General features: G+C 62.8%; 21 protein-coding genes and 1 pseudogene. 12 read left to right on the top strand and 10 right to left on the bottom strand.

All coding sequences use genetic code 11. The features are described from left to right. Positions 1-480 (bottom strand): ATP-binding cassette domain-containing protein (locus E5W87_RS20825; RefSeq protein WP_292401607.1); only part of this gene is annotated, 480 nt, incomplete at its 3' end. Between the two features lie 49 nt (positions 481-529). Continuing rightward, a complete protein-coding gene (locus E5W87_RS20820; RefSeq protein WP_292401604.1) occupies positions 530-1,543 on the bottom strand; it encodes an ABC transporter substrate-binding protein in 1,014 nt (337 codons plus the stop codon). Positions 1,544-1,751: 208 nt separating this feature from the next. Here E5W87_RS20820 and E5W87_RS20815 point away from each other — a divergent pair, with 208 nt between their 5' ends. The 6 genes from E5W87_RS20815 (at position 1,752) to E5W87_RS20790 (ending at position 9,553) form a co-directional block, all read left to right on the top strand. Then, on the top strand, positions 1,752-4,163 hold the full coding sequence (locus tag E5W87_RS20815) for a glucan 1,4-alpha-glucosidase (protein WP_292401600.1): 2,412 nt from the start codon (positions 1,752-1,754) through the stop codon (positions 4,161-4,163). Between the two features lie 120 nt (positions 4,164-4,283). Beyond that, positions 4,284-5,300: a phosphogluconate dehydrogenase (NAD(+)-dependent, decarboxylating) gene (gnd, locus tag E5W87_RS20810; RefSeq protein WP_292401597.1), complete on the top strand. Its 1,017-nt coding sequence runs from the start codon at positions 4,284-4,286 to the stop codon at positions 5,298-5,300. Between the two features lie 16 nt (positions 5,301-5,316). Then, entirely contained in the window at positions 5,317-6,693 is a 1,377-nt protein-coding gene (zwf, locus tag E5W87_RS20805) for a glucose-6-phosphate dehydrogenase (RefSeq protein ID WP_292401594.1), read from the top strand. 17 nt (positions 6,694-6,710) lie between these two features. Further along, positions 6,711-7,415 (top strand): ROK family protein, encoded by a 705-nt coding sequence (locus tag E5W87_RS20800; RefSeq protein WP_292401591.1) that lies wholly within the window; start codon positions 6,711-6,713, stop codon positions 7,413-7,415. Positions 7,416-7,563: 148 nt separating this feature from the next. Then, positions 7,564-8,025, top strand: coding sequence for a MucR family transcriptional regulator (locus E5W87_RS20795; protein ID WP_023800548.1), 462 nt, complete (start codon positions 7,564-7,566; stop codon positions 8,023-8,025). A gap of 286 nt (positions 8,026-8,311) precedes the next feature. After that, positions 8,312-9,553, top strand: coding sequence for an MFS transporter (locus E5W87_RS20790; RefSeq protein WP_292401588.1), 1,242 nt, complete (start codon positions 8,312-8,314; stop codon positions 9,551-9,553). A gap of 113 nt (positions 9,554-9,666) precedes the next feature. Here E5W87_RS20790 and E5W87_RS20785 read toward each other — a convergent pair whose 3' ends face one another. Further along, complete coding sequence (locus tag E5W87_RS20785; RefSeq protein ID WP_292401585.1) at positions 9,667-10,125, bottom strand: nuclear transport factor 2 family protein; 459 nt, start codon at positions 10,123-10,125, stop codon at positions 9,667-9,669. A gap of 206 nt (positions 10,126-10,331) precedes the next feature. On the opposite strand from E5W87_RS20785, the gene E5W87_RS20780 reads away from it, so the two are divergent. Continuing rightward, on the top strand, positions 10,332-10,910 hold the full coding sequence (locus E5W87_RS20780) for a TetR/AcrR family transcriptional regulator (protein WP_292401582.1): 579 nt from the start codon (positions 10,332-10,334) through the stop codon (positions 10,908-10,910). Positions 10,911-10,957: 47 nt separating this feature from the next. Next, positions 10,958-12,262: a beta-ketoacyl-ACP synthase II gene (gene fabF, locus E5W87_RS20775; protein ID WP_292401579.1), complete on the top strand. Its 1,305-nt coding sequence runs from the start codon at positions 10,958-10,960 to the stop codon at positions 12,260-12,262. A 62-nt stretch (positions 12,263-12,324) separates the two neighbouring features. Here the strand turns inward: fabF and E5W87_RS20770 are convergent, their stop codons facing one another. Then, the gene (locus tag E5W87_RS20770) at positions 12,325-12,756 is read right to left on the bottom strand and encodes a helix-turn-helix domain-containing protein (RefSeq protein ID WP_292401577.1); all 432 of its coding nucleotides are present in this window, start codon (positions 12,754-12,756) and stop codon (positions 12,325-12,327) included. A gap of 186 nt (positions 12,757-12,942) precedes the next feature. On the opposite strand from E5W87_RS20770, the gene E5W87_RS20765 reads away from it, so the two are divergent. Together E5W87_RS20765 and E5W87_RS20760 are read left to right on the top strand one after the other, a co-directional pair. Next, positions 12,943-13,299, top strand: a complete 357-nt coding sequence (locus E5W87_RS20765; protein WP_292401574.1) for a hypothetical protein — start codon at positions 12,943-12,945, stop codon at positions 13,297-13,299. Between the two features lie 88 nt (positions 13,300-13,387). After that, positions 13,388-14,203: an oxidoreductase gene (locus tag E5W87_RS20760; protein WP_292401570.1), complete on the top strand. Its 816-nt coding sequence runs from the start codon at positions 13,388-13,390 to the stop codon at positions 14,201-14,203. 120 nt (positions 14,204-14,323) lie between these two features. On the opposite strand, the gene E5W87_RS20755 is transcribed toward E5W87_RS20760, so the two are convergent. Then, positions 14,324-14,938, bottom strand: coding sequence for an NAD(P)H-dependent oxidoreductase (locus E5W87_RS20755; protein WP_292401567.1), 615 nt, complete (start codon positions 14,936-14,938; stop codon positions 14,324-14,326). Between the two features lie 79 nt (positions 14,939-15,017). Here E5W87_RS20755 and E5W87_RS20750 point away from each other — a divergent pair, with 79 nt between their 5' ends. Continuing rightward, positions 15,018-15,650 carry a TetR/AcrR family transcriptional regulator gene (locus tag E5W87_RS20750; RefSeq protein ID WP_292401564.1) on the top strand — a complete coding sequence of 211 codons (633 nt, stop codon included), beginning with the start codon at positions 15,018-15,020 and terminating at the stop codon, positions 15,648-15,650. Positions 15,651-15,736: 86 nt separating this feature from the next. Here the strand turns inward: E5W87_RS20750 and E5W87_RS20745 are convergent. Continuing rightward, a pseudogene (locus E5W87_RS20745) lies at positions 15,737-15,844 on the bottom strand (IS5/IS1182 family transposase); the annotation flags it as partial. Between the two features lie 86 nt (positions 15,845-15,930). Between E5W87_RS20745 and E5W87_RS20740 the strand changes: the two are divergent. Then, positions 15,931-16,368 carry a VOC family protein gene (locus E5W87_RS20740; protein WP_292401561.1) on the top strand — a complete coding sequence of 146 codons (438 nt, stop codon included), beginning with the start codon at positions 15,931-15,933 and terminating at the stop codon, positions 16,366-16,368. A 71-nt stretch (positions 16,369-16,439) separates the two neighbouring features. Here the strand turns inward: E5W87_RS20740 and E5W87_RS20735 are convergent, their stop codons facing one another. From E5W87_RS20735 to E5W87_RS20720, 4 genes are all read right to left on the bottom strand, one after another. Continuing rightward, positions 16,440-17,156 (bottom strand): glutamine amidotransferase, encoded by a 717-nt coding sequence (locus E5W87_RS20735; protein WP_126104377.1) that lies wholly within the window; start codon positions 17,154-17,156, stop codon positions 16,440-16,442. An 11-nt stretch (positions 17,157-17,167) separates the two neighbouring features. Next, the gene (locus tag E5W87_RS20730; protein WP_292401556.1) at positions 17,168-17,647 is read right to left on the bottom strand and encodes a TerB family tellurite resistance protein; all 480 of its coding nucleotides are present in this window, start codon (positions 17,645-17,647) and stop codon (positions 17,168-17,170) included. Positions 17,648-17,692: 45 nt separating this feature from the next. After that, positions 17,693-19,294 (bottom strand): heme biosynthesis protein HemY, encoded by a 1,602-nt coding sequence (locus E5W87_RS20725; RefSeq protein WP_292401553.1) that lies wholly within the window; start codon positions 19,292-19,294, stop codon positions 17,693-17,695. Between the two features lie 10 nt (positions 19,295-19,304). Beyond that, positions 19,305-19,558: COG4223 family protein (locus E5W87_RS20720; protein ID WP_367118847.1), on the bottom strand; the 254-nt coding region annotated here is incomplete at its 5' end.

Here is a 19,558-nt window from a genome sequence, read left to right as displayed (position 1 = left end):
GAAGGCACGCGCCACCTCGACCATCTGCCGCCTGCCGATGGAAAGGTCGCCGGCGATGTCGGAGGCGGAGATGCTGTGGCCCGGAAATATCTCGTCGAGCTTGGTGGCGATGAGATCGGCCGCCTTGCGTCGCCAACTAAGGCCGCGCAATGCCGGGTGGTTGATACGCGTGTTCTCGGCAACGCTGAGGTTCGGGCAGAGCGAGAGTTCCTGGAACACGCAGCGTATGCCGAGCTGCTGCGCGCGCGGCACCGAATAATTGTCTTCGACGCGGCCGCGCACCGCGATCCGACCGCTGTCGGGCATAAGCGTGCCGGCCACCATATGCATGAGCGTCGACTTGCCCGCGCCATTGTGGCCGACGAGCCCGACGCATTCACCGGCACCAACATGGAAATCGACGCCGGCGAGCGCACGCACGGCGCCGAAATGTTTTTCGGCGCCGTCCAGCCTGATGATGTCTGCACCGGCCTCGGGCATCCCTAGCTATATCCGGTTAGCGATGCTGGGGCCAATGTTTGTGCCATGCTCACTTGATGTTGGCTTTGATCGCCGCGATGGCGTCTTCCTGCGTGTATTCGTGGCTCGCGACGCCGCCCTTGGGGATTTTCGGCAGCGCAGCCTCGAAATCATCCTGGGTGAACGCGAGGTATGGCACCAAGAGATCATGCGGGATGTCGGTGCGGCCGTCGAGCACCTGCTGCGCCACCCAGAAGGCCAGCGACGATACGCCCGGTGCGATGGACGCCGACCAGGTCTGGTAGCTGTCCTTGTCCTTTTGTTCCTTCCACCATTGCAGCTCGTCCTGACGATTGCCCATGATGATGGTCGGGCGCGGCTTGCCGGCGGCGGCGAACGCTTGTGCCGCGCCATAGCCGTCGCCGCCCTGATCGACGACGCCGACGATTTCCGGCAACGACGGCAGGATCGTCGCGACCGCTTTCTGTGCTGTGGTCTGATCCCAGTCACCGGTCACCGAACCGACGATCTTGAACTCGGGATGAGCGGCGACGCCTTCCAGAATTCCGGCATGGATGGCGTCATCGATCGACGTGCCGGCAAGGCCGCGGATTTCCAGCAGATTGCCGCCCTTGGGCTGGAACTTGGCCATCTGCTCGACTTCCTGCTTGCCCATGTCCTTGAAGTCGACGACTACACGGTAGGCGCAGGGCTCGGTGACGATGCCATCGAAGGAAACGACGACGATGCCGGCGTCGCAGGCCTGTTTGATGGCGCCGTTGAGCGCATCCGGTGAAGCGGCGTTGATGACGATCGCGTCATAGCCTTGCAGGATCAGGTTCTGGACCTGGGCCGCCTGGGTCGGCACTTCCTTGTCGGCCGTCGTGAAGATGTCCGCAGCGGCGACCACCTTGTCTTCGACCGCCTTCTTGGTGACGATGCCGTAGCTGTCGAGCATCGCTTGGCGCCACGAATTGCCGGCATAATTGTTGGAGAAGGCGATCTTTTTGTCGCTGGTATCGGCCAGTGCGGTGCCTGACGCGAGCATCGCCGCGAATGCCCCCAAAACGAGCATTTTCTTCATGTCATACTCCTCCCTGAGTTGCTGATCTTTGTTGACTGCTGATGGTTGTTAAAATTCGCGTCCCTGTTTTTTATCTATTGTCAGACAAATGCAGATGGCTCGCAAGCTGTCAACTGCAATCCGCGCAGAGTTGGCGATCAACTTGCGGTGCAATGATTGAAAAGCCTTTGGGTCATGGGCTAGGGAAGGGTCTGGAGGCCGAAATCGAATGGCAGTGACGCCGACTGTTGCGCCGGGCGCACCCGGAATTCCGGCGCGCTGGACCTCGAGCGCCAAGAGCGGCGTCGGCACCGCGCTTTCGCCGGCCTGCCCTATTTGGTTCACGATCAGCCACGGCATCCTCAACGAGATCTATTATCCCAGCCTCGACAGCGCCTGCACGCGCGACATGGGGTTGGTCGTCACCGGGCCGGGCGGCTATTTCTCGGAAGAGAAACGCGATGCCGAACACAGCGTCCAACCGTTCGAGGACGGCGTGCCCGCCCACAGGCTGGTCAACACCGCCGCCGATGGCACCTACCGGATCGAAAAGCGGATCATTACGGATCCGGAACGTCCCGTTTTGCTGCAGGAAATCAGCTTCACCCTGCTAAGAGGCACGGTTGCCGATCACCGCGTCTATGCACTTCTGGCGCCGCATCTGGTCAACGCCGGCATGGGCAACACCGCCTGGGTCGACGACTACGAGGGAAAGCCTGTCCTGTTTGCATCGGGGCGTGGTGTTTGTCTGGCGCTCGCCTCGTCGCTGCCTTGGGGGGCCTGCTCGGCTGGCTATGTCGGCGCCTCCGACGGCTGGCAGCAACTCCATTATAACGGCCGGCTCGACCCGGCCTGCCGCAGGGCCGAAAACAGCAATGTGGCGTTGACCGGGGAGATCGGCTTTTCGGCCGCGAACCCGAAGGCTTTGCTGGCGCTGGGTTTCGGAACGACACCGAAAGAGGCTGCGGAAAATGCTTCCGCCAGTCTGAAGCGAGGCTTTGAGCCCGCAGCCAAATCCTATGTCCAGAAATGGCGCAAGTGGCAGGCAGGCCTGCTGCCGCTGGACCGGCGTACAGCGCCCGGGCTCAACACCTATCGCGTCAGCACGGCGGTTCTGGCGACGCACCGGTCGTCCGGAAAATCCGGTGCAGCCGTCGCCAGCCTGTCGATCCCATGGGGCTTCAGCATGGGCGATGACGACCTTGGCGGCTATCACCTGGTCTGGCCGCGCGATCTGGTCGAAACCGCGGGCGGCTTCCTGGCCGCCGGCGATCCGGCGGTAGCGCTTGAGATTCTCGCCTATCTCCGCTCCATCCAGCAGCCGGACGGTCATTGGCCGCAGAACGCCTGGCTCGACGGCACTGCCTATTGGCCCGGCATCCAGATGGACGAATGCGCCTTTCCGCTGCTGCTCGCCGACGCGCTGCGCCGCGCTGGGCACCTGCCGCGCGACGAGCTGCTCGCCTTCATGCCGATGATCGAGCGCGGCGCTTCCTATGTCGTGCGCAATGGTCCCGTCACCGGCGAGGACCGCTGGGAAGAGGATGCCGGCTACAGCCCGTTCACGCTCGCCGTCGAGATCGCAGCGCTGCTTGCCGCGGCTGACATGTTCGACGTTTGCGGCAAAGCAGAGCCGGCAAATTATCTGCGTGAAACCGCCGATGCCTGGAACGACCAGATCGAGCGCTGGACCTATGTCACCGGCACTTCACTCTGCGAAGAGGTCGGCGTCAAAGGCTATTACGTCCGCATCGCGCCGCCCGACACCGCCGGTGCGGCGTCGCCGAAGGACGGCTATGTCCCGATCAAGAACCGTCCGCCCGGCGATAGCGACCGGCCGGCTGAGGCGATCGTCAGCCCGGATGCGCTGGCCCTCGTCCGTTTCGGCCTCAGAGCTGCCGATGACCCGCGCATCGTCGACACGGTCAAGGTTATCGATGCGCGGCTGCGCTGCGACCTGCCGCAGGGGCCTGTCTGGTATCGTTATACCGGCGACGGCTATGGCGAACACGCCGACGGTGCGCCCTTCGATGGAACCGGCCAGGGTCGACCCTGGCCCCTGCTGGTCGGCGAGCGCGCCCATTACGAACTGGCGGCGGGGCGCAAGGACAACGCGGCGGCCCTGCTGAAGACGTTCGAGCGCTCGGCCGGGCCTGGCGGCCTGCTGCCGGAGCAGGTCTGGGACGGTCCCGACATGCCGGAAAGGGAATTGTGGCACGGCCGACCATCGGGCAGCGCCATGCCGCTGGTCTGGGCGCATTCGGAGCATGTCAAGCTGCTGCGTTCGCTCAGTGACGGCGCCGTCTTCGACATGCCGCCGCAAGGCGTGAAGCGCTACATCGAGGGCAGGACCTTGTCGCCGCGCCGGACATGGCGCTTCAACAACAAGATCCGCACCATGCCCGCCGGCAAGATGCTGCGCATCGAACTGCTGACGCGAGCGGTGATTCACTGGAGCAGCGACGGTTGGGCGATCGCCCATGACGCCGACACGACCGAGAATGCCTTCGGCATCCATCTCGCGGACCTGCCCGTTGCCGATGTTCCGCCGGGCAATACGATCGTCTTTACTTTTTTCTGGTCCGATGCCGGCCGTTGGGAGAATGTCGACTTTTCCATCGGTATCGACAAGCTGGACTAGAGCATGATCCCGAACCGAAGGTCCGCGTTAGCGAAAAGTGGAAACCGGTTTTCGGAAAAGATCATGCTCCAACAATAGAACCAATAGGTCTTCTATCCCTCAAGAATCAGGACGAGAAACATGCAGATCGGAATGATGGGACTGGGCAGGATGGGCGCCAACATGGTGCGGCGCCTGCTGCGCGATGGTCACGAATGCGTCGTCTACGACATCAACCCGGCCAGCGTTGCAGCCCTTGTGACAGCTGGAGCGATCGGGGCGGCTTCGATGGAGGAGTTCGTCGGCAAGCTGACCAAGCCGCGCAGCGCGTGGCTGATGCTGCCGGCGGCGATCACCGGCCGGATCGTCGACCAGGTGGCCGCATTGATGGAGCCGGGCGACATCATCATCGACGGCGGCAATTCCTATTACCACGACGCCGTCGACCAGGCGGCGCGTCTCGCCTCCAAGGGCCTGAGCTACGTCGATGTCGGCACCAGCGGCGGCGTCTGGGGCCTCGAGCGCGGCTATTGCCTGATGATCGGCGGCCCCGACAGCGCGGTCCAGCATCTCGACCCGGTCTTCGCGACCCTGGCGCCCGGCGCCGATGCCGGGGTGCCTGCCCCTGGCAAGGGTGCAGGAACCGCCCCCTTCGGCTATCTCCACTGCGGACCGAGCGGCGCCGGCCATTTCGTCAAGATGGTCCACAACGGTATCGAATACGGCGTCATGGCCGCCTACGCCGAGGGCATGAACATTTTGAAGTCGGCAAATGCAGGCAAGCGGCAGCGGACGGCCGATGCCGAAACCAGCCCACTCGAAAACCCACAATACTACCAGTTCGACATCGACGTTGCCGAGGTAGCCGAGGTCTGGCGGCATGGCAGCGTCATCGGCTCCTGGCTGCTCGACCTGACGGCAGGCGCGTTGAAGGCCGACTCCGCCCTGACGCAGTTTGGCGGAAGGGTCTCGGATTCCGGCGAAGGCCGCTGGACGCTGAAGGCGGCCATCGACACCGGCGTGCCTGCGCCGGTTCTGTCCTCAGCCCTGTTTGACCGCTTCTCCTCGCAAGGCGAATCCGAATTCGCCGACAAGCTGCTGTCCGCCATGCGCTACGCTTTCGGCGGCCATGTCGAAAAGCCGAAGACCGGCTCGTGACGGGGAAGACACGCTCATGAGCCAGGAACGATCCGACACGCTGGTGCTTTTCGGGGCGACCGGCGATCTCGCCCACAAGAAGATCTTCCCCGCACTTTACGCCATGGTCGCAAAGGGAACGCTTACCGAGCCGGTGATCGGCGTCGCTTTCGACGACTGGGACGTGAAGCAGTTGCAGGCGCGCGCCCACGACGGCATCGTCAAGGCCATCGGCAAGGTAGACGAAAAAATCTTCGCGAAACTCGCCTCGCTGCTTCGCTATGTCAGCGGCGACTACCGTAGCGCCGCGACATTCGAGAAGCTGAAAAGCGTGCTGGGGACCGCGCAGCATCCGCTGCACTATCTGGCGGTGCCGCCTACTATGTTCGAGACGGTCATCCAGGGGCTGGAGCAGTCGAGCGCGGCCCAGGGAGCGCGCCTGATGGTGGAAAAGCCCTTCGGTCACGATCTGCAGTCGGCGCGCTGGCTGAACCGGGTCCTGCACCTGGTGTTCGACGAGCAGTCGATCTTCCGCATCGACCACTATCTCGGCAAGGAGGCGATCCAGAACCTGCTCTATTTCCGCTTCGCCAATTCCTTTCTCGAGCCAATCTGGAACCGCAATTTCGTCGAGAGCGTGCAAATCACCATGGCTGAGGATTTCGGCGTCGAGGGCCGCGGCCGCTTCTATGACGAGGTCGGCTGCATCCGCGACGTCATCGAGAACCATTTGCTCAACATCCTGTTGCTGCTCGCCATGGAACCGCCCGTCGGCCGCTCGGCCGACGATCTGATCGACGAGAAGGTGCAGGTTCTGCGGGCAATCCGGACACTGACCAAAGACGATGTCGTGCGCGGCCAGTTCAAAGGCTATCTTCAGGAACCCGGCGTGGCGCCGAATTCGCCGGTCGAGACCTTCGCGGCAGTGCGTTTCTTCGTCGACACATGGCGCTGGCAGGACGTTCCCTTCTTCATCCGCGCCGGCAAATCGATGCCGGTGCACGCCACCGAGGTCATTGTCCGCTTGAAGCGTCCGCCTCTTAATGTCTTCGACCCGATCAAGCCCGACGACGCCAACCACGTGCGCTTCCGCATCGATCCGCAAGTGGCGATCTCGATTGGCGCCCAGCGCAAGGCCGCCGGTGACGACATGATCGGCGAGCAGGTCGAACTGACGGCGCTGGACGACAGCAAGGGCGACATGCCGCCCTATGAGCGGCTGATCGGTGATGCCATGAACGGCAACGGCCAGTTGTTCACCCGCCAAGACGCCAGCGAACTCGCCTGGCGGATCGTCGGCCCGGTGCTTGGCGACACCACGCCACCTCAGCTCTATGAGCCGGGGACATGGGGTCCTGCCGATGCGATGGCAGGGTTTGGACCGCCGAACGGCTGGATCAATCCGGCGAAATGAATTGGAGAGGCGACGCAATGGCCAAAGTGGCGAAAAAGCCGGCACGGGACAGCGAAAAGATCGTGCTTGCGATCGATATTGGCGGCTCCCATGTCAAGATCCTTACCAGCGCCGGCGGCGAAGAGCGCAAGGCCGATTCCGGGCCGGGGCTGACGCCGCAACAGATGATCGCGGCCGTGCAGACGCTCGCCGATGGCTTGCCCTTTGATGTCGTCTCGATGGGTTATCCGGGTCCGGTGCATCACAACAGGCCGCTGGCCGACCCGGTCAATCTCGGCAAGGGCTGGGTCGGATTCGACTTTGCCGCACAGTTCGGCAAGCCGGTTAAGGTGATCAACGACGCGCTGATGCAGGCCGTCGGCAGCTACGAGGGCGGGCGCATGCTGTTCCTGGGTCTGGGAACGGGCCTGGGTGCTGCGATGATCGTCGACAATGTCGCCCAGCCGATGGAGCTCGCGCATCTTCCTTACAAGAAGGGCCGCAGTTTCGAGGACTATGTCGGCGAACGCGGCCTGAAGAAGCGCGGCAACAAAAAATGGCGCAAACACGTGTTCGACGTCATCGAGCGGCTTCGCGCCGCCATGCAGCCTGACTATGTGGTCATCGGCGGCGGCAATGTCGACGAACTCGACGAATTGCCTGCCGGTTGCAGGCGCGGCGACAACACACGCGCCTTCGAAGGTGGGTTTCGACTGTGGCGCGACAAATCCCTGATTGTCTGATATTATGTCGGTTTGGGGTCAGACCTGTTGATCCGACCCCGCCGTTAGTATTGTTATTCAAAATAATGTGCGACGTGGCCCGGCGTCATTGCGTTACGCAGATTTGCCGACTAGGAACTCTGTGACCCCCACGGACGGAGAAAATAGATTGACCGACGACAGCAACAAGGCCCGCAAGGACATCGACCTTCTCGAGCTGACCGCTCACATCGTGTCCGCCTACGTCGAGAAGAACCGCTTGCCCGCTTCCGGCCTCGGCGATCTCATCGCGAGCGTCAGCGCGTCGATAGGTGGACTCGGACAACCCGCCGTTCCGGTGGCAGCACCGCTGATCCCCGCGGTCAATCCCAAGAAATCGGTGACGCCGGACTACATCATCTGCCTCGAAGACGGGAAGAAGTTCAAATCCCTGAAGCGCCATATCGGCGTTCATTTCGGGCTGACGCCGGACGCCTATCGCGCCAAATGGGGCTTGCCGGCCGACTATCCGATGGTAGCCCCCACCTACGCGGCCTCGCGCTCGCAACTGGCGAAGGCAATCGGCCTCGGCCGCAAGGCCGCCCCACCGGCGCCCGTCAAGAAGACCAGGAAGCCCAAGGCCACCGTCTAGCAGGACGGACATCAGTTCTGGTCGCTCCGTCCAGCGGTAACGCCACGGCGGGGCGCCAAATTGTTTTGATCCAGGACAGGTTTTTGCACGCGCTCTGGGCCGAACTGCGTTAAAGACTTCTTGGCCGGACCAGCGCCCATCGCGGAAGTGCCCCGCCGGCATCGCATCGGCCCGAGAATCGGTTTCGATTTTCGGAAAGCACGATGCGAAGTTTGAAAGTGTTAGAGCGTACTTGTACGTCCAATTGGACGTACGGCGCTCTAAGGTCTTTGCCACGGGCCTATCCATGACATCCGAACTGCATCCATCGCCCGACCAGCGTTATGCCGCCTTCCGCCACAAACCATTCCTGAGTTATTGGGCGGCACGCTTCCTCTCCACATTCGCCACCCAGATCGTATCCGTCGCCGTCGGCTGGCAGGTGTACGACCTGACCCGTGATCCGTTCGATCTCGGTCTTGTCGGCATTGTCCAGTTCCTGCCTTCGCTGCTGTTGGTGCTGGTCACCGGGGTGGTCGCCGACCGTTTCGGACGCCGTCTGATCATGGCGCTGACGGTCCTGCTGGAGGCGATCTGCGCGCTGGCTCTGCTGCTGCTGACGCTGCGTGGTCTTAGCGGACCGGGCTTGATCTTCGGCGTGCTCGCCATGTTCGGCATCGCGCGCGCGTTCTTCGGACCGGCCGCAGCGTCGCTGTTCGCCAATCTCGTGCCACCAGAGGATTTCGGCAACGCAATCGCCTGGAATTCGTCAGCCTGGCAGACGGCAACCATTATCGGACCCGTCGCCGGCGGCCTGCTTTACGGGCTTTCGGCGGAAGCGGCATACGGCACCGCTGCCGTTCTGATGCTTGTCGCCGCGGTGCTGATCTTCACCATCCCGAAGCCTGCCCAGCGCAGCGAGACCGACAAGCCGACGATGCAGACCCTGTTTGCCGGCTTCGGCTATATCTGGAGCGAGAAGATCGTGCTCGGCGCCATTTCGCTCGACCTGTTCGCCGTGCTCTTGTCCGGCGCCACGGCACTGCTGCCGGTCTACGCGCGCGACATTCTCGAACTCGGCCCGTGGGGCCTGGGACTGTTACGCTCGGCACCAGGTATCGGCGCCATCTGCGTTGCCATCTGGCTGGCCGGACATCCGATCCGCAACCACGCCGGCCTGGTCATGCTCGGCTTCGTCGCGCTGTTCGGCACCTTTACCGTGGTGTTCGGCCTCTCCACCATCACCTGGCTATCGATCGCAGCACTGGCCCTGCTCGGCGCCACCGATATGTTCAGCGTCTACATCAGGGAGACGCTGATCCAGCTGTGGACGCCGGACAAGGTTCGCGGCCGCGTCAACGCCGTCAATCAGGTTTTCGTCGGCGCCTCCAACGAGCTCGGCGAATTCCGCGCAGGCACCATGGCGGCGTTGATCGGCACCGTGCCCGCGGTGGTGATCGGTGGCGTCGGCGCAGTCGTCATCGCCGGGCTGTGGGCGGTGCTGTTCCCGCAGTTACGCAAGGTGCGCCACCTCAACGGACGAAACTGATCCAGAGGGCACTGATCCGGGCGCAGGCCCGCCGCAATCTCGGAGGCCGGGTCGGGCAGAGACACACTCTCGGCGACATGCCTGGCGATGCTATGGCTGAGCGATCGCGCTGGCTAACTTACAATTTGTCCGGCGGCAGCTTCTTCGAGGCCAGCTGCCGCTTGGGCGGCAAGACCGCGGGCCGCTGCCTGTGAATCTTGCAGTTCCTCGAGTGCATAGACTCTGCCCCACCGCAGCGTGAACACGTGGAGACCACGGTTGACGTACGACGCGTCGCCGTTGAGCAGCGTTGCGGTGCCGTCCCATTGGGCAAATACGGTGGTATGCCACGGCCAACCCTTCACCCAGATGTGGTTGACCGTGAGATGGAGATTAGGCAGGACGCGGCCGAGGCGCTCAAACCAGCGGCGCACGGCTTCTTTGTCGTAGCGCTCTCCACCAAGCGCGTGGGCGCCGGAGACGCGGTGATGGACATGTGGCACGAGTGCTTTCACCGCCGCATCCCAGCGATGGTTGTTGACGTCGTCGAAGCTCTGCCGGATCGATTTCTCGACAAAATAACTGTATAGCATTTGACCTCTCCAAACTTATTCGATGGCGCGATCGAGGGCACCGTGTGGCGCTCCCGTCCGGTGATTTTTGACGACGTTCGCCGCCATGCCCGCCAGCACAATGGCGGGTCTCGTTTTCATGCCCATCTCCTCATCTCGAAATAGATTGCGTTCGTCCTCTATAATGGTTATAGATTACGAATGCAATCTAAAAAAGGAGATTGGTGATGCGCGTGAGTCGCATACAGGCCGCGGAAAACCGCAAAACCGTGATCAATGTGGCAAGCCGCCTTTTTCGGGAGCGCGGCTTTGACGGCATCGGTCTTAAGGATTTGATGAAGGGTGCCGGGCTGACCCAAGGCGCCTTTTACAAGCAGTTCGCATCAAAGGAGGACTTGGCGGCGCAGGCGTCCAGGCGGGCGATGGAGAGCGCCACCCACCGATGGTCGGCCGCGACTGCAGCAAAGCCCGAGGATCCGCTCGGCGCGGTGATCGCGTTCTACCTCAGTATGGACCATCGCGGAGAAAAGATGGACGGCTGCCCGGTCGTGGCACTCGGCTCGGATGCCGCCAGGCAGGGCGCCGAGGTCAAGGAGTCATTCGAGGCCGGGATCAGGGAATACCTTGAGATGCTCGGCAGTTGGGTTGGCGAGGCCAACGGCGAGGAGGCCGGCGGCAAGGCCATGGCCATTCTCTCGACAATGGTCGGCGCGGTTCTGCTTTCGCGGGTCGTCAACGACCCCGATCTCGCGCAGGCTTTTCTGGATGCGGCGACCGATCAGGTCCGCGAAGCAGTCGCCGCTTGAACGGCGTGGGCAACGCTGGCGGCGTACCCAAATTGATAGGAGAGCAGATGCGACGCATTGTTGTTACAGGCATGGGAGCGGTCACGCCCCTTGCCGCCAATGTCGAAGCGTCCTGGTCGCGCCTCCTGGCCGGTCGCTCGGGTATCCGGAGGCTTCCGGACGATGTGGTGGGAGATCTGCCGGCGAAGATCGGCGGCGTGGTTCCCTCCTTGGAAGAAGATCCGGACGCTGGTTTCGATGCCGATGCGATCCTGACTGCGAAGGATCAGCGCAAGGTGGATCGGTTCATTCTCTTTGCGCTGGCGGCGGCAGAAGAGGCGCTTGCGCAGGCGAAATGGAAGCCTGCCTTGGAAACGGATCGCCTGCGCACAGCAACGATCATCGCTTCAGGGGTCGGCGGGTTCCCAGCCATAACCGAGGCGGTGCGCACGGTCGACCAGCGCGGCGTCCGCCGTCTCTCGCCTTTTACGGTGCCGTCTTTCCTCGTGAACCTCGCGGCGGGCCACATCTCGATCCGCCATGGCTTCAAGGGGCCACTCGGCGCGCCGGTGACGGCGTGCGCGGCCGGCATTCAGGCGATCGGGGATGCGGCTCGCCTAATCCGCGCCAATGAAGCCGATATCGCCGTGTGCGGCGGAACGGAAGCATGCATGAATATCGTCAGTCTCGGCGGGTTTGCTGCCGCACGCTCTCTTTCCACCGGCTTCAATTGGGCGCCGGCTCAAGCCTCACGCCCCTTCGACACGTCGCGGGACGGCTTCGTCATGGGCGAAGGGGCCGGCATCCTGGTCATCGAGGAATTGAGCCACGCCCTTGCGCGCGGTGCGAAACCGCTTGCCGAGCTCGTCGGCTACGGCACGACGGCGGATGCTCATCATGTCACCTCCGGTCCCGAGGACGGCGACGGTGCACGCCGAGCCATGGAGATCGCTATTGCCCAAGCCGGCATTTCGGCGCGTGAGGTGCGTCATCTCAATGCGCACGCGACCTCCACGCCAGTCGGTGATCTCGGGGAAATCGCGGCGGTCAAAAGAATCTTCGGCGCAGATTCCACCATAGCTGTCAGCGCAACCAAATCGGCGACCGGACACCTGCTCGGCGCCGCCGGCGGGCTTGGAGCCATCTTCGCAATCCTGGCGCTCAGGGATCAGGTGGCGCCGCCAACCCTCAATTTGAGCGCTCCGGATCCAGCCGGCGACGGGATCGACTTCGTCGCAAACCAAGCCCGCCCGATGGCAATGGACTACGCGATCTCTAACGGCTTCGGCTTCGGAGGCGTCAATGCCAGCGTGCTATTCCGGCGTTGGACGGACCAACGGGCCGGAGCGAGCATCGCAGGGTCCGGTGATTGACGCCCCGTCTCTGACCGCCTCTCGTGGGCACGTCTCATCTCTCATCGATACGGGAAGGAATACTATTCGGGTGTTGCAACACGAATCGGGCGGGTGCCGATCTTTGCTCCTGTGACGGCATCCACTGCCACCGGCTCGATTTCTTCTCCTGTCTCTGCGTCGACATATCGCGCCAACCTGCCTTCGCCACGATACTGGCGTCCCCACGCACCCAGTAAGACGAGCACCGGCAAGAAATCGCGTCCGGCGGCGGTCAGCACGTACTCATCGCGCGGAGGCCGCTCCGAGTAGCGCCGCTTTTCTAGAAGTCCTTCCTCCGTCAGCGTCGCAAGCCGCCGGGTCAGAATGGTGGGGGCGATGCCAAGACTTTTCCGGAATTCGTCGAAGCGCATGAGGCCTAGGCTCGCGTCGCGAAGGATCAGCATGCTCCACGCATCGCCGACGCAGGTGAGGCCGCGGGCGATCGGGCAAAAGGCATTGGAAAGATTTTTCATGTTCATATCATTTTGATAGTGACTTGATATCGAAATGATAGTAACATTCTTTTTGAAATGCAATCCAGCACAAAGAAAGGAATGACTTCTATGAACAGGACCAACCTTAGCGCCCGCCAACCAGAATCCGCGCATCATGTCGCCGCAGGCCAGCCGAGATCGGCAACATCCAAACGGAGCGTCGCGATGATCAACATCATCGGTGGTGTGGCGGCATTCTTCCTGGCCGCGTCCCCGTTGCATGCCGGTGAGCTGTCGGCCATGGCCGGGGAGAGTATCGATCTCGGCGGTTTTCGCGGCGTCTTACACTACACCGACGAAAATGACGGCTATCGGGTGATCGCAACGATAGCGGAAGGAGAGACCGGGGTTCCGCTGCGCTTCTCGGCCACTCTCGCCGAAGGGCAGTCGGCTACGATAGCCGTGCCGCGGAAATTGGGCGAACCCGAGCAAAGCCTCGAGATTTCGCGCTCCGGCGGCAAGCTTACCGTCACCGAGGTGGGGTCGGTGTCCAACCAGCAAACCGGGGCCATTGCCGAGTAGTGGCCTCATCGGATCGCGGGGTGTGCGCCATATCCCATTTGCGCACGCCTGCAGCCGGCAATCCAGCACATAGAAAGAAGTGATTACCATGAACAAGACCAATCTAGGCGTCGCCCTGGTGACGGGCGCATCCACCGGCATCGGGCACGCAACGGCCAAGGCCCTGCAGAACGCGGGCTTTCGCGTGTTCGGAACCAGCCGTCGTGCGGTCGCCGAACGATCCGACGGCGTGACCATGCTGACCTGCGACGTCACCGATGACGCATCCGTTGCGAAACTGGTCGATGACGTGTTGGCCGAAGCCGGGCGTATCGACCTGCTCGTCAACAATGCCGGCGTCGGCCTGCTCGGCGGCGCGGAGGAGTCCTCGACCGTCCAGGCTCAGGCGCTGTTCGACGTGAACGTCTTCGGCGTTCTGCGCGTGACCAACGCGGTCCTGCCGGCAATGCGCCGTCAAGGGAAGGGCAGAATCGTCAATTTGAGTTCTGTGTTGGGTTTAATCCCAGCACCTTATTCCGCGCTCTATGCGTCGACCAAACATGCCATCGAGGGCTATTCCGAATCGCTCGACCACGAACTGCGCCCTTTCGGAATTCGCGTGGTGTTGGTCGAGCCCGCCTATACCCGCACGTCATTTGAAGAAAATCTCGCCAGGCCGGACCAGTTGCTTGAAATCTATGACGCTGCGCGCGCTGGCATGGATGTGATCCTGCGCAAAGCGATGGAAACAGGTGATGCTCCCGAAATCGTAGCCGGGACGGTCTTGAAAGCAGCGACCGATTCCGTTCCGAGGAGGCGCTATGCAGCGGGAAAAATGGCGCGCCAGGTCAGTTTCCTGCGCCGTTTCGTCCCGGCATCCGCATTCGACAAAAGCCTGCGAAAGCAGAACGGGCTGCCGGTCTGACGTCGACGACATCCTGCTTCGGTCAAACCAGCAGGAGTCGTAGGCTCGCTTCAGGCGGCACACTGATCCAGGCACGGGGGCCGCGAACACCGTGCCATGTGCTGCCGGTGCGCTGCGCGCTCATGCTGCCTCCGCGCCTCGCGCGGATGCCTTGAAGAGGTTGCCGCCGATGGCGCGCGCGGCGCCGAAATGAGAGGCTGGATCCTGCGTCTCCGAGCCGAGCAGCAGCTCGGACGTCACGACGGACGCACCACAGTAATCGAAGATGCCATGGTCGATCTGCGTCTTCATGGCTCCGAAATAGCCGTGCCGCGCATAAGTTCGCAGGTTGGCGCCTCCGATGGCAACCAGATGAACCCGGAGGTGGCGAAGCCTCTTCACCAGTTTGGCGTCCGGCCCTTCATCGTAAGCCCAACCGTTCGCGAATACGCGATCGATCCATCCCTTGAGAAGCCCCGGCATCGACCACCAGTAGACGGGATAGACCAGCACGAGGGCATCGGCGCGATCTATCCTCGCTTGCTCGGCGGCAACGTCGGCCGAAGGCGGCGTCTCCCTGCGATGGACGGCGAGATCAGTCGCGGTGAACCTCGGATCGAAAGCTTCCGCCGTAAGGTCCGCAATTTCGAAGGAATTGCCGGGATCAGACAGGGACACACCCTCGGCGACCTGCCTGGCGACGCTATGGCTGAGCGATCTGGGATCGGGATGCGCGATAACGATGAGGGCGTGCATATCGAAAACTCCCGCTGACTGGTTGCGGCCGAAGGATCTAGCTTATATACTTTTAGTAAGTTAATTTTGGTATATAGCCATGTCAAGCGCCGAAATGAGTGATCAGGCTTCCCATTCGCGACCGCGTCGCCGGCTGTCGCGAGAGGAACGGCATCGGCAACTTCTGGACGTCGCATGGCGGCTGATCGGGGAAGAAGGAACGGAAGCCCTGACGCTCGGACGGCTGGCAGAGCAGTCGGCTGTTACAAAACCCGTCGTTTACGACCATTTCGGCACGCGGTCCGGGCTGCTGGCGGCGCTCTATCGGGAATTCGACGCACGTCAGAATGCGCTCATGGACGCGGCGCTTCAGGCGAGCGAACCGACCTTGGCGGGCCGAGCCGCGGTTATCGCGTCTTCCTATGTCGACTGCGTGCTTCTCCAAGGCCGCGAGATACCCGGTGTCATCGCTGCGCTGGCCGGTTCGCCTGAGCTCGAAAGGATCAAGCGCGACTGCGAGACGGCGTTCATCGAGAGGTGCCGGATTGCGCTTGCCCCATTCGCCGGAACTGGTGCTGTCGCTTCAGCGGGCCTCTGGGCGATGCTCGGCGCAGCCGAGGCCCTGTCCTATGCTGCCGCGACCGGAGAAATCACGGCCGCGCAGGCGCGGGATGAACTCTTCGAAACAATCGTCGCAATGGTCGCCAGAAGCGCGCGCCCCGGCATACGCTAGGCCGTAGACTCGTAACCTTTTAATCCAGTAGCGAAGAGCTTGATGGCGGCAAGGAAATTGTCGGCGCGTTTGCCGTATCGGGTTTTGATCACCCGCCGATCGTCGACCCGCGCAAATGCCTCGGCTCTTTGCGGCGGCAATGGCTCGATTAGCGACCGCTCAAAATCCGTCAGATCAAACCGGCGACGCATCACAAGGCTCCCTTCCAGAGCCCTGATGCTCACCTGGCAAGCAGTTTTATGAGTTTACGACCTGGGACGACACCTTGTAGATTGGACACATGGCGCTCAAACGGATGGACAACGTAGGAATCGTCGTCGATGACCTCGGAGGGACGATTGATTTCTTTCGCGAGCTCGGCCTTGAGCTCGAAGGGCGGGGCACGATCGAAGGAGAATGGGCCGGACGTGTCACTGGACTGGGCGATCAGCGCGTCGAGATTGCCATGATGCGCACGCCGGACGGCCACGGCCGGCTCGAGCTATCCCGCTTCCTCACGCCGCCTGCCGTCGCGGATCACCGCAACGCCCGGGTTAACGCTCTAGGCTACCTCCGCGTCATGTTCGCCGTGGACGACATTGACGAGACGCTTGAAAGACTCCGCAATCGCGGCGCGCAGCTCGTAGGCGAAGTAGTCCAGTATAAAGACGCGTATCGGCTCTGCTACATCCGCGGGCCTGAAGGGCTTCTCATCGGACTCGCCCAAGAACTCAGCTGAGCGCAATACGACGACGATGACGAAGGGCGACCAGCGAGCGCGTCTCACAAAGGGTCCGCTGTTAGTCTAGATTAGGACAGCGCGGGCTTGCCGAAGATCGTCTGCAGAAATTCGCCGAGCCAGCGCTTCAGATGCATGTCCCAGATCAGCCGGCCACCTAGGTGATCGCGGCCGGGCTGCGCACCGGGCAACTCGAAGCGGTGCGCGCCGCGAACGACCCAGCGCTGCATCATCGCCCGGGTCAATTCGCCATGGAACTGGATGCCCCAGGCATTGTCGCCATAGCGAAAGGCCTGGTTGGGATAGGTTTCGGCCGTCGCCAGCAGCGTCGCGTCCCGCGGCAGCGAAAAGCCTTCGCGGTGAAACTGGTAGACCATGTCAGGCCAGTGCATCAGCTTCCGGCCATCCTCGGTCGCCTTCAGCGGATACCAGCCGATCTCGACCAGCCCCTCGCCATGACCCTCGACCTTGCCGCCAAGATGGTTGACCAGCATCTGCGCGCCGAGGCAGATGCCGAGCAACGGCCGGTTCTCCCTGAGCGGAACTTTCAGCCAGTCGGTCTCGCGGCGGACGAAGTCGTCCTCGTCATTGGCGCTCATCGGTCCGCCGAACACCACGGTTCCGGCATGACCGTCCAGTGTTTCCGGCAAGGCGTCGCCGAGCGGCGGGCAGCGGAGATCGAGGTCGAAGCCTTCTTCGATAAGCATGTGGCCGACGCGCCCGGGGCTCGAACTCTCCTGATGCAGCACGATCAGGATTTTTGGTCTCGGCCTCGGCGTGGATGGCATGGGGATCCCGTCTATTCGTCGCTCGACGTTCCGGTGGCGCCCGGCGCTTCGGCCGCCGCCTTGCGGCGTGCCTCGACGCGGTCGCGGCGTTCGACGCCGATCAGCTCGGCGACTCTCCAGACGATATTGTCCTCGAGTTCGTGCAATTCGCCATCGGCATAGACGATTTCCCACATCAGGCCGATGAAGGCTTTTCGCGCGTCCGCATCGAGCTGGCGCTTCAACACGCTGGTGAAGGCATAGAGGTCGACCGCCTCGTTGTCGGCCCGCTCGCCGGCGGCTGCCAGCGCGTCGAGTTCGTCGCCGCTGATCGAATAGCTTTCCGCCAGCACCGCCTTGAACCGCTCCCATTCGGCATCCTGACGCACGCCGTCGGCACTCATCACATGGTAGAGAAGAGCGGATGCGGCAACGCGCGGATCATCGGCGTTGTCGCGCGCGCTGCCACCTGCCGGCAGGTCCTTCAGAAACGACAGAACGCGTTCGAACATGTGATTCTTACTTCCCATCGGGCAAAACTATCAAGCTAAGCCAAATCAAAACAATCGAAACTTGCGTGGTGATTTATGGTCCTCGTCATCGGGATCGACGCCGGGATCGTCGGGCAGCCGGGCCAATTCCTCCGCCGGTTCGACAGCTTCGGCATCCGGCGGCACCGCGGCAAAGGCCGTGGCGGTGACCGGCGTAACCTGGTCTTCGTCACTCTCCGATGCCGCCGCGGTGGCCGGTCTTTCGGCCGAAACAGCGGGATTCAGCTCGATCAGGTTTTCTTTTGCCGGCTTGATTGGCGCCGCGATGGTTGGCACCGCGGCATCCGGCGCATCGTCATGGCTGTCGATTAGCTGGCCGAGCCGCTCCATCGGTGCCCGCCATTCGAAGGCGTCGAGCCTGCCGGTGATCGGCGACACCGGCGCCCAGCGCTCGGAGACGACGCCGTCGGCAACCCAGGCCGGATCGCGCGGTGCACGCACCGCCTTGGACAGAAGCTGCCGCACCTTGCCCTGATCGCCGGTCTCGGCCTCCTCGATGTCGGCCAGAAGCAGATAGGCGCCTTCACGGCGATCCATGCGAATGGCTGCCTCGGCCTCCTGGCGAGCGGTCTTGTAATCTTGCGCATCGAGCGCGGCGCGCGCCACCGTCAGCGAGGATTCGGCGTGGTTCTTCTTCATCTCCTGCAGCTTTTTCGCCCGATTCAGACGGTCGAGGACGGCATCGGCAGGCCGGGCGTGGGTGTAAAGCTCGGCGATCTCCGGATGCGGCTCGGCTTTCCACGCCGCTTCGAGGATTTTCGCGCCCTTGCGCACATCGTTCTGCCTGAACAGCAGTTTGGCTGCGACGACCGCCGCCGGCGCGAAGTCCGGCCGCAGCCGATTGGCCTCGATAGCAGCGGTTTTGGCGGCATTGGGATCGCTGTCGATCAGCGCCTGCGCCTTGGCAGTGAGCAGCACGGCGCGGCGCCGGTTGGCGGCGTCGCGCTCGATCTGGCGCGTCGATTTCTGCGCCTCGACCAATTTCAGCGCGCCGTCCCAGTCGCCGCGCCCGGTCAGATCCTCCAGCGTCGATTCGGCGGCCCAGGCCAGTTGCGGCGCCACCGCCGCGGCGCGGCCGGCATAATGCCGCGCCGCGTTGCGATCACCGAGGCGCTCGGCCTCGAGATAAAGCCCGCGCAGGCCGAGCAGCCGCATTTCTGGATCGTCGAGCATGGTCTCGAACTTCTCGCGGGCCCCCTCATGATCGCCTTCGAGCAGCGAGGCTTGCGCCTCGAGCAGCTGGATCAGCGGCTCCTGGTCGGAACGGATCAGCTTTGCCGCTTCCTTGGTCTTCTTGCGGGCGAGTGCTCCGTCACCGGCGCCGGCGGCAATCATGCCGGTCGACAGCGCCTGATAGCCACGGTCGCGGCGGCGCACGCGGAAATAGCGCGAGATGGTGTAGGGGCTGTTCCACAGCGACTTGATTAGCCACCAGACGATCATCACCGCGGCAACGACGGCAACAACCGCCACTGCCGCCACCATCAGGCTGACCTGATACTGATAGCCGCTGAAGGTGACGACCATCTCGCCAGGGCGATCGGCCAGCCAGGCGAAACCCAGCCCGAGCGCGAAAACGACGGCGAGGAAAAGCAGAATGCGAATCATCGGGTTTTCCTCACGCCTTCATCGCACCTGATATCAGCGCGTCGATCTGCGTCTCGACCTCGATCCGCGCCTTCAGTTTGCCGGCAAAATCGGCTCCGGCGGCCTTCACGGCCTCGGGCAGCGTATCGTATTCGCTGAGTGCCTTGGCGTAGTCGCCCTGGTTGACCGCTACCTCCATGCGCGCGACGGTTTCCGGTGCCCCGGCGCCTTCGACGGCACCGATCGGCCTGACTTTGACCAGCGATTCGGCGCTCGATAGCAGGT

It is taken from the genome of Mesorhizobium sp. (genome assembly GCF_004962925.1).
Lineage (GTDB): Bacteria > Pseudomonadota > Alphaproteobacteria > Rhizobiales > Rhizobiaceae > Mesorhizobium.
This window is presented reverse-complemented; position numbering and strand designations above follow the sequence as displayed.